At 69.0% G+C, this 13743-nt stretch carries 11 protein-coding genes and 1 pseudogene; 6 read left to right on the top strand and 6 right to left on the bottom strand.

Annotated features, from left to right (window positions below; translation table 11 throughout):
- Positions 1–12 precede the first annotated feature (12 nt).
- Complete coding sequence (locus tag ACI3KY_RS09845) at positions 13–471, top strand: DUF6325 family protein (RefSeq protein WP_404929994.1); 459 nt, start codon at positions 13–15, stop codon at positions 469–471.
- Position 472: 1 nt separating this feature from the next.
- Positions 473–676, top strand: a complete 204-nt coding sequence (locus tag ACI3KY_RS09840; protein WP_404929993.1) for a hypothetical protein — start codon at positions 473–475, stop codon at positions 674–676.
- Positions 677–733: 57 nt separating this feature from the next.
- On the opposite strand, the gene ACI3KY_RS09835 is transcribed toward ACI3KY_RS09840, so the two are convergent.
- Entirely contained in the window at positions 734–1402 is a 669-nt protein-coding gene (locus ACI3KY_RS09835) for a GAP family protein (RefSeq protein WP_404929992.1), read from the bottom strand.
- Positions 1403–1507: 105 nt separating this feature from the next.
- On the bottom strand, positions 1508–1843 hold the full coding sequence (locus tag ACI3KY_RS09830; RefSeq protein WP_404929991.1) for a hypothetical protein: 336 nt from the start codon (positions 1841–1843) through the stop codon (positions 1508–1510).
- Positions 1844–2190: 347 nt separating this feature from the next.
- On the opposite strand from ACI3KY_RS09830, the gene ACI3KY_RS09825 reads away from it, so the two are divergent.
- Together ACI3KY_RS09825 and ACI3KY_RS09820 are read left to right on the top strand one after the other, a co-directional pair.
- The gene (locus ACI3KY_RS09825) at positions 2191–3693 is read left to right on the top strand and encodes an amino acid permease (protein WP_404929990.1); all 1503 of its coding nucleotides are present in this window, start codon (positions 2191–2193) and stop codon (positions 3691–3693) included.
- A 16-nt stretch (positions 3694–3709) separates the two neighbouring features.
- Entirely contained in the window at positions 3710–5104 is a 1395-nt protein-coding gene (locus ACI3KY_RS09820; protein ID WP_404929989.1) for a glutamate decarboxylase, read from the top strand.
- A gap of 71 nt (positions 5105–5175) precedes the next feature.
- On the opposite strand, the gene ACI3KY_RS09815 is transcribed toward ACI3KY_RS09820, so the two are convergent.
- Positions 5176–6099, bottom strand: coding sequence for a LysR family transcriptional regulator (locus ACI3KY_RS09815; protein WP_404929988.1), 924 nt, complete (start codon positions 6097–6099; stop codon positions 5176–5178).
- 93 nt (positions 6100–6192) lie between these two features.
- Here ACI3KY_RS09815 and ACI3KY_RS09810 point away from each other — a divergent pair, with 93 nt between their 5' ends.
- Positions 6193–7926: an L-aspartate oxidase gene (locus ACI3KY_RS09810; protein ID WP_404929987.1), complete on the top strand. Its 1734-nt coding sequence runs from the start codon at positions 6193–6195 to the stop codon at positions 7924–7926.
- A gap of 139 nt (positions 7927–8065) precedes the next feature.
- Complete coding sequence (locus ACI3KY_RS09805; RefSeq protein ID WP_404929986.1) at positions 8066–8422, top strand: hypothetical protein; 357 nt, start codon at positions 8066–8068, stop codon at positions 8420–8422.
- A gap of 91 nt (positions 8423–8513) precedes the next feature.
- Here the strand turns inward: ACI3KY_RS09805 and ACI3KY_RS09800 are convergent, their stop codons facing one another.
- The 3 genes and pseudogenes from ACI3KY_RS09800 to ACI3KY_RS09790 form a co-directional block, all read right to left on the bottom strand.
- On the bottom strand, positions 8514–8942 hold the full coding sequence (locus ACI3KY_RS09800) for a VOC family protein (RefSeq protein WP_404929985.1): 429 nt from the start codon (positions 8940–8942) through the stop codon (positions 8514–8516).
- 68 nt (positions 8943–9010) lie between these two features.
- Entirely contained in the window at positions 9011–12484 is a 3474-nt protein-coding gene (locus ACI3KY_RS09795) for an error-prone DNA polymerase (RefSeq protein WP_404929984.1), read from the bottom strand.
- 213 nt (positions 12485–12697) lie between these two features.
- Positions 12698–13743: pseudogene (locus ACI3KY_RS09790) on the bottom strand (DNA polymerase Y family protein); the annotation flags it as partial.

The raw sequence follows: 13743 nt of genomic DNA, 5'->3' as shown, positions 1-13743 counted from the left end.
GAAGGACGTCCCATGACTGACCCCGCACTCGATGAGCTCGGCCCTGTCGACTTCATCGTCGTCGAGTTCCCACCCGGCCACGCCAGTTTCACCGGCGAGATGGCCGCGGAGCTGCTCGCACTCGTCGATGCCGGAACCATCCGCGTCATCGACATCCTCGTGCTCACGAAGGATGCCGACGGCTCGGTGGAGGCGCTGGAGCTGTCAGAGCTCGCCGACCTCGGACCGCTCGTGCGCCTCGAGGCCGAACTGGCGGAACTGCTCGCCGCCGACGACGTCGCACATCTCGCCGCCGCGATGGACCCCGGTACGGTCGCCGGTGTTCTGGTCTACGAGAACCTGTGGGCCGCCGGGTTCGCCTCTGCCGCGCGCCGCGCGGGGGGCCAGCTCATCGCGAACGGCCGCATTCCGATCCAGTCCATCATCGCCTCGATCGAGGCCGATGAGACCGCCATCCAGATAGGAGCCTGACATGCTCGGACGAAGAGTAGGACGCGTGGGAGTCATCGGAGCGCCCGTCGCCAAAGCCGCGGTCGTGACCGCGGCCGTCACACCGGGTCGCTCGCCCGTCGCCAAAGCCGCGGTCGTCGGCGCGGCGGTCACTCCGGGCCGCTCCCCCGTCGCAACCGCTGCGGTCGTCGGCGCTGTCGCAACCCCGCGTCGCCGCCGTATCTAGGCCCCGGCGCGTTGTCTCGTCCCGCCGCTTCCGACACGTCGGAAGCGGCGGGACTCGTCAGAGCCGCGAGATGCCCATGCCGACGATCAGAAGGCCGATCACGACAAGGACGGCACTGGTTATCAGCCCGCCATTCGTCTCTATCCACTGATGGGCTGCGACCAGGCGCGGCTGCATCCGGCTGGGCGACGCGGCGGTCACGATGATGGGCAATGCGACGGTGGATGCCGCCACCACCGTGTAGACGATCACCGGAACGATCGCCACGCGCACCGACCCGGCGTCGGCGTAGAGGGTGAGGCCTGCGGCGAGGGCGAGCACGATCCCCTTGGGCCGGAGATTCAGGATGAACCCCAGCCCGAGCGCCGACCACGGGCCCATCTTCGCCTCGGCGCGCATCCACTTGGGGGTCGTCGCCACGACGGTGCGCCCCCGGCGACGGAACCACGAGATCACTCCCAGCACCATCGCCGCCACGCCCAGCACGATCTCCACGATCGCGACCGCGGTGTCGGGCTGCCGCTCGAAGCGCGAAGTGGGGATCACCGTCGCGAACAGCGCCGCGATGGAGACCGTCAGCACGATGCCGGCGACCCAGCCGATGAGAAAGGGCACGGCGGACCGGGTGCGGTTGGGAGACAGCAGGATGAGGATCGTCATCACGATGGGGACGGAGCTGATGGCCACCGCGGCAGCGATGATCAGCAGGTGACCGATTGTCGACACGACCGCCCTTCCCAGCCCCCGGTTCGTGCCGGGCCCCACCTGGAAGTGAAGCACAGATCGTGCCCGCCGCGCGGCCACGCCCGCGGGTGTGGCCGCCTGCTGCCGTCAGAAGGCGTCGGGGAGGTCCGAGTCGGAGTACGGCGGCTCTTGCGCGTCCACGCTCACCGGTCGTGTGATGGCGTCGATCCGCTCCCGCATCTCCTGTACCACCTCGGTGTTGTCGGGCGGCTCCATCTCGGAGTTGGTGGACTCCACCATCAGGATCGTGCTGACGTCCAACAAGAACGAGGCTTCCACCGTGTTGCCGTCGGGGCTGATCGCGTTCAGCGTCACGGTGTCGGCACGTTCATTGTCGGCGACCAGGCGGGCGTACTCCAGCAGCGTGTCCGCCGCATCGTCTCCCATCAGCAACGGCTTGTCCGCATAGCTCACATGCTTCATGCCTGAACAGTAGACGGCCGTCCTCCGGCTTGTGATGGGCGTTGACAACTCCGCGGAAAGGTGTCGAGGCCGCCGTTGCAGCACCCGCGTGCCGAGCGGTCGGCGTTCGTCACGTCCCTCATCGCGACGGCGGAACGGCACCCGGGAAATGTCATCACGCAGAAGAAATGAATGTCACCAAGGGTAAAAAGCCATTCGTGAGGCGCTATCGAATTGTCGGTGAATTTGATTGACAGGGGATCGGAGCCGGGAGTAGGCATGGTGCGTAACGTCGCCGACGAACCTCGCCAAAGTCCGCCGACGACCCCAAACCAGGCCCTGGGGGGCCACGTCTGTAAGGGGTTCAAATGGCTGATGTGAAGCGCCCGGCGACGTCGGTTCACGCGAAGACGACAGGGATGTCGTGGATCACGATGGCGATCCTCATCGCCACCGCGGTCGCGAGTGTTCGAGGACTGCCGGCGATGGCCGGCTACGGCTGGGCCTCGATCTTCTTGTACGTCCTCCCCGCGATCGTGTTCATGGTTCCGGTGGCGCTGGTCGCCGCCGAGCTCGCGAGCGGGTGGAAGGGCGGCGTGTTCGTGTGGGTCAAGGAGGCCTTCGGCGAACGGATCGGGTTCAGCGCGATCTGGCAGCAGTGGATGCAGAACGTCGTGTGGTACCCCGCGCAGCTGGCGTTCTTCGCGTCGGCGCTCGCGTACGTCTTCAATCCCGACCTGGCGTCGAACGGCCTCTTCACCGGGCTCGTGATCCTGGTGATCTACTGGCTCTCGACGTTCATCGCCTTCGGCGGTGTGAAGTCCTTCGCCGGAGTCAGCAAATGGGGCTTCCTCGCCGGCACGATCGTGCCGTCGCTCGGACTGGTGTTCTTCGCCATCCTGTTCCTGAGCTCGGGCGGCAAGTCGGAGCTGCCGCCCGCATCGGAGGGGCAGTGGCTGCCGACCTGGACGGGAATCGCAAGCATCGTGCTGATCGTGAGCAACTTCCTCTCCTACGCGGGCATGGAGATGAACGCCGTGCACGTCAACGAGATGGACAAGCCGGGCAAGCAGTTCCCGAAGGCGATCCTGCTTGCGTCGATCGTCATCCTGATCGTCTTCATCTTCCCGACGCTCGCGATCTCGGTGGGCGTGTCACCGTCCAGCGTCAACCTGACCCAGGGTGTGCTCCAGGCGTTCGACGTCTTCTTCGGACAGCTCGGCATCCCGTGGATGACGACGGTGATGGCACTGCTCATCGTGTTCGGCATCCTGGCCTCCGTCGTGACGTGGATCCCCGGTCCGAGCAAGGGCCTGCTGCTGGTGGGGCGTCAGGGCTACCTGCCGCCGAGCCTGCAGAAGACCAACAAGAACGGCATGCAGGTGCCGATCATGGTGGTGCAGGGCGTGATCGTGACGATCCTGGCGGTTCTCTTCGCCATCGTCCCCTCGGTGCAGTCCGTGTTCTGGATCTTCTCGGCCATGGCCGTGCAGCTCTACCTGATCATGTACATGATGATGTTCCTCGCGGCCATGAAGCTGCGGCGGACGCATCCCGACGTCAAGCGCGGCTTCCGCACGCCGGCGATGGGACTCATCGGGTGGCTCGGCTTCCTCGCCAGTCTGCTCGCGTTCCTCATCGGCTTCGTCGAGCCCACCGGAAGCACCATGGGCCAGCTCGGCTACACGCTGCTGCTCGTGGGCGGCATCATCGTGCTCGGCATCTGGCCGTTCATCATCTACGCATTCCGGAAGGACAGCTGGAAGGTCTATCCCGACGAAGTCCACGAGCACTCGGCCGAGGAGGCGGGCGTCACGGACGTTGCGCCCGCATCGGCCTCCGCATCCACACCCAAGACCACCGCGAACTGACACCGGAGACCACCAAATGCTGCACAAGAAAGACGACGTCCGCGACGAGCTGCTCGATGAGGTCTTCGCCTCGGGAGACCTGTCGGTCTCACTTCCGAAATACCGGATGCCGCAGAAAGAGCATCTCGCTGCCCACGCCTACCAGGTCGTCACCGACGAGCTGATGCTCGACGGCAACTCGCGTCAGAATCTCGCGACGTTCTGCCAGACGTGGCTCGAGCCCGAGATCCGCTCGATCATGGCCGACACGCTCGACAAGAACATGATCGACAAGGACGAGTACCCGCAGACCGCCGAGATCGAGGCGCGCTGCGTCCACATCCTCGCCGACCTCTGGAACTCACCCGACGCGGAGAACACGCTCGGCACCTCGACGACGGGATCGAGCGAGGCGGCCATGCTCGGCGGGATGGCGCTGCTGTGGAACTGGCGGGCGCGCCAGCGCGCCGCGGGCAAGCCGACCGACAAGCCGAACATGATCTGCGGTCCGGTGCAGGTGTGCTGGCACAAGTTCGCGCGGTACTGGGACGTCGAGCTGCGCGAGATCCCGATGGAGGGCGACCGCTTCATCATGAACGCCGACGAGGTGATCAAGCGGGTCGACGAGAACACCATCGGCGTCGTGCCGACGCTCGGTGTCACCTTCACGGGCCAGTACGAGCCGGTGCACGAGGTGAGCGACGCGCTCGACAAGCTGCAGGAGGAGAAGGGCCTCGACATCCCGATCCACGTCGACGGCGCGAGCGGCGGATTCATCGCCCCGTTCACCCTGCCGGAGTTGGTGTGGGACTTCCGGCTGCCACGGGTGAAGTCGATCAACACCTCCGGGCACAAGTTCGGTCTGGCTCCGCTCGGCGTCGGCTGGGTGGTGTGGCGGGATGCCGCGGAGCTGCCCGAGGACCTGATCTTCAACGTGAACTACCTCGGCGGCAACATGCCGACGTTCGCGTTGAACTTCTCGCGCCCGGGCGGCCAGATCGTCGCGCAGTACTACAACTTCATGCGACTCGGTCGTGAGGGCTACCGCAAGGTGCACCAGTCCTGCCACGACACGTCGATGTACCTGGCCGAGGAGATCGCCAAGCTCGGCCACTTCGACATCATCAACAACGGCGGCGCGGAGTCCGGTATCCCGGCCGTCTCGTGGAAGCTCAAGGACGGGGTCGACCACCCGTTCACGCTGTTCGACCTCGCAGACCGGCTGCGCACGCGCGGCTGGCAGGTGCCCGCGTACACGATGCCCGCTGACCGTCAGGATCTCCCCGTCCAGCGGATCCTGGTGCGGCAGGGCTTCGGGCGGGACGAGGCGTCGCTCCTCATGGCCGACTACCGGGCGGCGATCGAGCACTTCGACAAGCACCCGATCGTCAACTCCATGACCGAGGAAGAGGCGGGCAGCTTCCACCACTAGCCCTTCCGCGCCGGCCGACGCCGGGCGATGCCTTCCCAGGATCTGGTGGAGGGATCGCCCGGCGTCGCCGTTCAGGCGAGCCGCATGGTGGCCTCGGGACGCGCCGCCCACGCCGCCGCGGTGCCGGCGATCGCCTGCTGCATGACCTCGGCCGCCGGCGAAGCCGCGATGTCGGGGACCCGCGCGATGTTGATCGTCCGCGTGAGCGTCGGCTGGGAGAGACGAACCGCCCGCAGACCTTTTCGCTCGATCAGCACCATCGCGGGAACGATGGCGACGCCGATCCCCCGTTCCACGAATCTGAGCACGGCATCCATCTCCGCCCCCTCGATGACGGTGCGCGGGGAGAGTCCGGCGGCTGCGAAGGCGGCGTCGGTCGTCGTTCGCAGGTCGTACGACGAGCTGAACACGATCTGCGGCAGCTTCGCGACGTCCGCCAGCCGGATGCTCTCGTGCGCGGTGAGCGGCGGCGCGTCGCTCGATGAGACGACGACGAGCTCCTCGACGAGGAGCGGGGTCACCGTGAACTTGTCGGTGGATGCCGCGCCCGAGGTCGTGATGAGCGCCAGATCCAGCTCACCACCGGCGAGAGCATCCAGCAGCCCCCGGGAGCCCCGCTCGGTGAGATGCAGTTCGATCGCCGGATGCGCCGCATGGAACGCGGTCAGCGCCTCGGCGACGAGGCTGATGCACAGGGTGGGAGTGGCGCCGAGGCGCACCCGCCCGCGCCTGAGCCCCGCCAGCGCGTCGAGTTCGCGTCGAACGGATGCCGCGTCCGCCAGCATCCGGCGAGCCAGCGGCAGCAGCGCCTCACCGGCGGCGGTGAGCGTGCTGCCGGTGCGCGCCCGGGTGAACAGCTCGCCGCCGAGGTCCTGCTCGAGCGCTCCGATCTGCCGACTCAGCGACGGCTGAGCCAGATGCAGCTGTTCGGCGGCGCGGGTGAAGTTTCCGAGCTGCGCGACGGTGACGAAGGCACGAAGTTGTTCGAGGTTCACCACTGCTCCGATCCACTTGCATAGCGTATGGCTATCATACGCCGCAGAAAGATGCATTGGAGTAATTCTCGTTGTGTGCCTACCGTGGAGGGCGTGAGCATTTCAGAGCGCCAACTGTCCACCACTGTCCTCGTCATCGGCACCGGGGGCTCCGGACTCCGCGCCGCCATCGAACTCGCCGAATCCGGGGTCGACGTGATCGCCCTCGGAAAGCGTCCCAAGTCCGACGCGCACACGTCACTGGCCGCGGGCGGCATCAACGCCGCCCTCGCGACGATGGACGCCGACGACAGCTGGCAGCAGCACGCGGCCGACACGCTCAAGGAGAGCTACCTGCTCGCCAACCCGCACACGGTCGAAATCGTCACCTCGGGCGCCGCCCGCGGCATCGAGGATCTGGAGCGCTACGGCATGCCGTTCGCCCGAGAAGAGGACGGGCGCATCTCGCAGCGGTTCTTCGGCGCACACACCTACCGCCGCACGGCCTTCGCCGGCGACTACACCGGACTCGAGATCCAGCGCACCCTCGTCAACCGCGCGGCGCAGCTGCAGGTGCCGATCCTCGACACCGTCTATGTCACCCGCATCCTCGTCAACGACGACGGCGCCGTCTTCGGCGCATACGGCTTCGACCTCGAGGACGGCACCCGCTACCTGATCCACGCGGATGCCGTGATCCTGGCCGCCGGCGGGCACAACCGCATCTGGCGGCGCACGTCGTCGCGGCGCGACGAGAACACCGGCGACTCGTTCCGCCTCGCCGTCGAAGCGGGCGGTCGGCTGCGCGATCCGGAGCTGGTGCAGTTCCACCCGAGCGGCATCATCGAACCCGAGAACGCTGCGGGCACCCTGATCTCCGAGGCGGCACGCGGCGAAGGCGGCATCCTCCGCAACGGTCTCGGCGAGCGCTTCATGCACCGCTACGACCCGGAGCGCCTGGAGCTCTCCACCCGTGACCGCGTCGCCCTTGCCTGCTACACGGAGATCAAGGAGGGCCGCGGCACACCGAACGGCGGCGTGTGGCTGGACGTCTCGCACCTGCCGCGCGAGACGATCATGACGCGCCTCCCCCGCGTGTACCAGACGATGCTCGAGCTGCAGATGCTCGACATCACCAAGGAGCCCATCGAGATCGCGCCCACCGCGCACTATTCGATGGGCGGTGTGTGGGTGCGCCCGTCCGATCACTCCACCGACGTACCCGGCCTCTATGCCATCGGAGAGGCCTCGTCCGGCCTGCACGGGGCCAACCGACTCGGCGGCAACTCGCTCATCGAGCTCCTCGTGTTCGGGCGCATCGTCGGCCAGGCGGCCGCCGAGTACTCCGCGTCGCTGGGCGCGCAGACGCGGTCGGCATCGGCCGTCGCGGCGGCTCGAGCGGACATCGACGACCTGCTCGCGGCATCCGGAAACGAGAACGTGCGGGCGCTGCAGCGCGCGATCCGCGACACGATGACCGAGCACGCCGGCGTCGTGCGCGACGAGCAGGGGCTCCTGACCGGCCTCGCGGAGCTCGACGCGATCGAGGCGCGCATGGCCGACATCGGCGTGCACCCCGACATCGCGGGCTACCACGACCTCGCTCACGCGTTCGATCTGAAATCTGCGGCGCTCGCTGCACGCGCAACCCTCGAAGCGGCGCTGGAGCGCCGTGAGACCCGCGGCTGCCACAACCGCAGCGACTACCCGGAGACGGACCCCGACCTGCAGGTGAATCTCGTCTGGTCGCCGGCCGCCGGCGTCGTACGCGAGTCGATCCCGCCGATTCCTGCGGAGATCGCCGCGCTCATGCGTGCGGTGTCGGTCGCCGGCAAGCTTGTGGAGTAGACGGGGTCGGCGCGGCGTCGGTGCCCGCGGGCGCCGGCGCGCACCCTCCTCTCACTCGCGCTCGAGCGCGTGTCTAGCCCGTTCGCGGGCAGGCTGCAACCCCGAGAGCGGAATGGCGGGGGGCGAGTAGACAAGACGTGTGAAGAGGGTGACCTACGCGGGAAGCGCATTCGTAACGGGGGACGACATCGCGTCGGCATTGCTCAGCTGCGGTCGGGCATTGGCCGAGGCCGGCGAGGCCGAGGCGGTGACCGTCCCAGCATGGGAGCAGGACGGCACGATCACCGGGGTGATGGTGCTCATCGGCCCGGCGAGTCAGATCGTCGTGCAAGACGCAAAGGTGGACGCTGAGGAGCTGATCGACGTCACCGCCATCGCGCGGCTGCGCGCGATCGAACGCCGCCTGAGGCCGGTGGCCGCGGTCGATGTCGACAGCCGCGACCAGGAGAGCTGGGACGCCGACCGTCGGAACCAGACGTGGGACGGCGAGCTGTGACGCCGGCCGATGGTGCCCGAAGGCTGCGAACGGGCTGAGGACGGCGGCAGCGGGACGAGACCTCGCGCACGAACCTGCATGTTCGCGTTCGCTACTGGAGGCAGAATTCGTTGCCCTCGGGGTCCCTCATCTGGAAGTAGGTCTCCGGCCACGGTCCCCACTCCTGGTCGACCAGGCGTACGACCTCGGCGCCCAGCGCGACGAGTCGATCCTTCTCGGCGTCGAGCTCTGCACGCGTCGGGGCTCGGCCGGGGGTGGCGCTGATGTCGAGATGGAGCCGGTTGCGCCCCTCCTTCTCCTCGGAGGCGTGATGGAAGAACAGCCTCGGCCCCACGCCTTCCGGGTCCTCGGCCATGCCGCGCTTGGCCAGGTCGGTCTCGGTCAGGCCAGAGGCGAGGAGCTCGCGTTTCAGCGGTTCGTCCCACGTCGCCTCGGGATAGCCGAACACGGCGCCCCAGAAGCGGGCGAGCGCCGGCGGATCGTCGGCGTAGAACGTGATGTTTCCGAGCCTGCCGGCCATGACGACCTTCTCTCCCGCGGCGTCGGCGCCGCGACATCCGTCACCTTAGACCTCTCCCCCGACACGCCTCAGCGGAAATCCCTCGCGCGGTGCTGCACGCCGACGCGGAGATCCTCGAACCGGTCGGCGATGAGGTTCGTCACCCCCTCGGCCGAACGCTCCAGGATGCCGCGGGCGATGAGCGCCGGCGAGTCGCGCACGACCCGGCGATATCTGTTCCAGACCCCGAGCGAGCACACGATGTTCACGAGGCCGTGTTCGTCCTCGAGATTGAGGAACGTGATTCCGGATGCCGTGGCCGGCCGTTGCCGGTGGGTCACGAGTCCGGCGACCTCGACGCGGCGGCCGACCTCGTGGCTGCGCAGTTCACGAGACGTCAGGACGCCGCGCGAGTCGAGCCCGGAGCGGTAGTGCGTCAGCGGGTGGTCGTCGGTGGAGATGCCGGTGGCCCAGAGATCCGCGGCCAGGCGCTCGTAGCTGGTGGGGTCGGTGAACAGCGGCGGCTGCACCGCGATGAGGGAGTCCGGCAGGAACTCCGGGCGATCCTGCGCTGCCGAGCCCGCCAGCCAGATCGCCTCCCGTCGGCTGAGGCCGAGGCACTCGAAGGCCCCCGCGGTGGCGAGCGCCTCGACCTGTGCCGCCGTGATGCCGGTGCGCCGCACCAGGTCGCGCTGGTCACGGAACAGGCCGCCGGCCTCGCGTGCGGCGACGATGCGCTGGGCGACGGTCGCGCCGATCCCCTTGATGCCGGCGAGGCCGAGCCGCACCGCATGGCCGCTGTCACGGCGATGCGCCGCCGACTCATCGGGGGCGTCGAGGTCGAACTCGCCCACCGGCGGCTGGTCGCGCTCGAGGCAGGCGTCCAGCCCCGTACCGGTCGCTGGGCCTATCCCGGTCGCAGAGCCTGTCCCGGTCGCTGAGCCTGTCCCGGTCGCAGAGCCTGTCGAAGCGCCGTCCACCCGCTCGAGCACGGCCTCGGCACCCGACAGGTGCAGGTCGGGGCGACGCACCTCGACGCCGTGGTGGCGTGCATCGCTCACGAGGGTCGCCGGCGAGTAGAAGCCCATCGGCTGCGCCCGCAGCAGCCCTGCGAGGAACGCCGCCGGGTAGTGCAGCTTGATCCACGAGCTCGCATAGACCAGCAGCGCGAACGACAGCGAGTGCGACTCGGCGAACCCGAAGTTCGCGAACGCCTGGATCTTGGCGTAGATCGCGTCGGCCTCCTCCCCCACGAGTCCGTTCTCGGCCATGCCCGCGTACAGCTTCGCTTTCAGCGAGTCGATGCGCTCCACCCCGCGCTTGGACCCCATCGCGCGTCGCAGCAGGTCGGCATCCTCACCGGTGAGCCCGCCGACGGCCATGCCCATCTGCATGAGCTGCTCCTGGAACACCGGGATGCCGAGCGTGCGCTCGAGCACCGGCACGAGCTTGGGGTGGGCGTAGGTCACCTCCTCCTGTCCGAGCTTGCGCTTGACGAACGGGTGCACGGCACCGCCCTGGATGGGTCCGGGACGGATGAGCGCGATCTCGATCACGAGGTCGTAGAACCGCCGCGGCTGCAGGCGCGGGAGCAGGCCCATCTGCGCACGGGACTCGACCTGGAACACGCCGATCGAATCGGCGCGGCACAGCATGTCGTAGACCGCCTTCTCCTCTTTCGGAATGGTCGACAGCTCCCAGTCCTCCCCCGTCGAGGCGCGGATCATGTCGAAGCAGTACTGCAGGGCCGCCAGCATCCCGAGTCCCAGCAGGTCGAACTTGACCAGCCCCATCCAGGCGGCATCGTCCTTGTCCCACTGGATCACCGTGCGGTTCTCCATTCGGGCGTGCTCGATCGGCACGACCTCGCCCACCGGCCGGTCGGTGAGCACCATGCCGCCGGAGTGGATGCCGAGGTGCCGCGGCGCCTTGAGCAGCTCGGACGCGAACTCGAGCACCTGATCGGGGATGTCGTGACCGGCGCCCGTCTCGAGCAGAGCGCCCCACCCCTCGATCTGCTTGGACCAGGCATCCTGCTGCCCCGGCGAATGTCCCAGCGCCTTGGCCATGTCGCGCACGGCGTTCTTGGGGCGGTACTGGATGACGTTCGCGACCTGCGCCGCGCGGTCGCGCCCGTACTCCTGGTAGACCCACTGGATGATCTCCTCCCGGCGATCGGAGTCGAAGTCCACGTCGATGTCGGGCTCCTCCTCGCGCAGGCTCGACAGGAACCGCTCGAAGGGCAGGTCGTAGCCGATCGCGTCGACCGCCGTGATGTCGAGCAGATAGCAGATGGCGCTGTTGGCGGCAGACCCGCGACCTTGACACAGGATGCCGCGGCGCCGCGCCTCCTGCACGATGCCGTGGACGATCAGGAAGTAGCCGGGGAAGTCCTTCAGCTCGATGACGCCGAGCTCCTTCTCGATGCGCGCCCGGTTGTCTTCCGTGAGGTTCGGATACTTGCGCGGCACCGCATCCCACACGAGCTTGCGCAGCCACGACATCGGCGTATGCCCCTCGGGCACCTTCTGCTTCGGCAGCGCGGGCTTGGCCTTGCGCAGCGGAAAGGCGAGCTCGTCGGCGAGCGTCACGGTGCGGGCGACGGCATCCGGGAACCTCACGAACCGCTCCGCCATCTCGGCACCCGACCGCAGGTGCGCCCCCGCGTGCGCCGGGAGCCACCCGTCGAGCTCGTCGAGCCCGCGGTTGGCGCGCACCGCCGCGACGGCCGCGGCGAGCAGCTGCCGCTGGGGCACGGCGTAGTGCACGTTGTTCGTCGCCAGCAGCGGCAGCCCCCGTTCCCGTGCGAGCCCGGCGAGCACGTCGTTGTCGCGGGTGTCGAGCGGGTTGCCGTGGTCGATGAGCTCGACGTGGACGGCGTCGCGCCCGAAAAGCGTCACGAGGCGGTCGAGCTCGTGGGCCGCGGCATCCGTCCCCGCCTTTCCCGGCGCAGAGGCCAGTGCACGGCGCACGGCGCCCTTGCGGCAGCCGGTGAGCACCGCCCACTCTCCGGCGGCTTGCGCGGCGAGCTCGTCGAGGTCGTAGACCGGACGCCCCTTCTCGGCTCCCTGGAGCTGCGCGTGCGTGATCGCACCCGCCAGCCGGTGGTAGCCCTCCTCCCCGCGGGCGAGCACGAGCAGATGCGCGCCGGCCGGGTCGGGCTCGCCGTTCTGCGGCTTCGGCAGCTCGAGCGACAGCTCGGCGCCGAACACGGTCTTCAGCTGCAGCTCCTCGGCGGCCTCGGCGAAGCGGACGATGCCGTAGAAGCCGTCGTGGTCGGTGACGGCGAGCGCGTGCAGGCCCAGGCGCTCGGCCTCTTCGGCGAGCTCCTCGGGTGAGGAGGCACCGTCGAGGAACGAGTAGGACGAATGCGCGTGCAGCTCGGCGTACGGGATGGCGTCGGCCGGACGCGCGATCTCCGGCGCGACATACGGCCCGCGCTTGCGCGACCACGCGGGGCTGTCGCCGCCGTCCGCGCCGACCGGCGGCGCCTCGGGCCTCCGGCGACCGCTCAGCACGCGCTCCATCTCGGACCAGGGAACACCCGGGTTGTTGAAGCCCATCAGCCCTCACCCCGATCCTGGTCGTTCGCCGGTCCGGGGCGTTTCGTCTCGCTCGTTCCCCGCGCGTTCAACGACCGGGAGAACGATCCCGGTCGTTGAGCGAGGGAGCGCCAGCGACCGAGACGAAACGCCTCGAGCCTCACCGCTACGCCCGGTCCGGGGCGTTTCGTCTCGCTCGTTCCCCGCGCGTTCAACGACCGGGACAAAGGCGCCCTAGTCATAGGTGGCCTCCGCGGTCCAGGCGTCGCCGTCGCACACCAGCAGCCACGCCGACCCGTCGGCGTCGACGACCTGGAACCGGTACGCGCGACGCGAGCGCGCGGCATCCCATCCCCGTTCGACGACCGGCCACGGCCCCGCCCAGGCCTCGATCGCCCGCCGGCGGCCGCTCTCGATGAAGAACGCGGGCACGGCCGCGACGTTGCCCCGCTCGTCGACATCGACGAGCTCACCCCCGAGCGCGCGCACGTCGACCGGCACCGGATCGGCGAACACCGTCGTCGGCAGCGGGTCGGGCAGGCTTCCCGGCCACGGTCGCGCGCGCTGCGCCGCAAGACCGCCCGCGCCCGTCGTTTGCCGGTCGCGCTGGTCTCTGTCGCGCTCGTCGCGGTCACCCCATGGCACGAGCACCTGGCGCTCGGCCAGCCACCGCCCACCGCCGATCGCCGGAGTCAGCACGCCGCGGTGGCCCAGCATGGCCTGCACGCGCGACAGCGCATGGTGCACCCGCTCTTCGGGACCGCCCCCGAACAGCGCCGGGGCGTGATGGGATGCCGCATCCACCGCCTCGGGCGAGATCCGCACCAGGGTGACCCCGCTGCGGAGGCCGCGCCCGGCGCCGTTCCCACCGGAGGCATCGGCGCCGACGTCTTCGGCGAGCTGCCACCGCACGCGGTCGACGACCGCCGCCGCGTCGAACGAGCCGGGATGCAGCCACACCCGCTCGCTGCGCTCGCCCCGGTCGCCGACGAGCTCGACCCGCAGCTCTGTGCAGACGAGGTCGACCGCGCCCAGGCCGGCGATGAAGTCGTCGGCGGTCACTCGCATCGCGAATGCCACCTGGTCGGCGATCTCGAGCGGCGGCTCGAACGCGACCTCGCGCTGCAGCTCGGGCGGCGGCGTGCGCGGCTGCACCGGCCGCGAGTCCTGCCCCGCGGCGAGGGCGTGCAGCCGGACGCCCCGCTCGCCGAACCGCTCGCGCACGCGGTCGGGCTCCATCCCGGCGAACCCGCCGAGCGTCTGCACGCCCAGCCGAGCGA

The organism is Microbacterium sp. ZW T2_14 (assembly GCF_044987405.1).
GTDB lineage: Bacteria > Actinomycetota > Actinomycetes > Actinomycetales > Microbacteriaceae > Microbacterium.
This window is presented reverse-complemented; position numbering and strand designations above follow the sequence as displayed.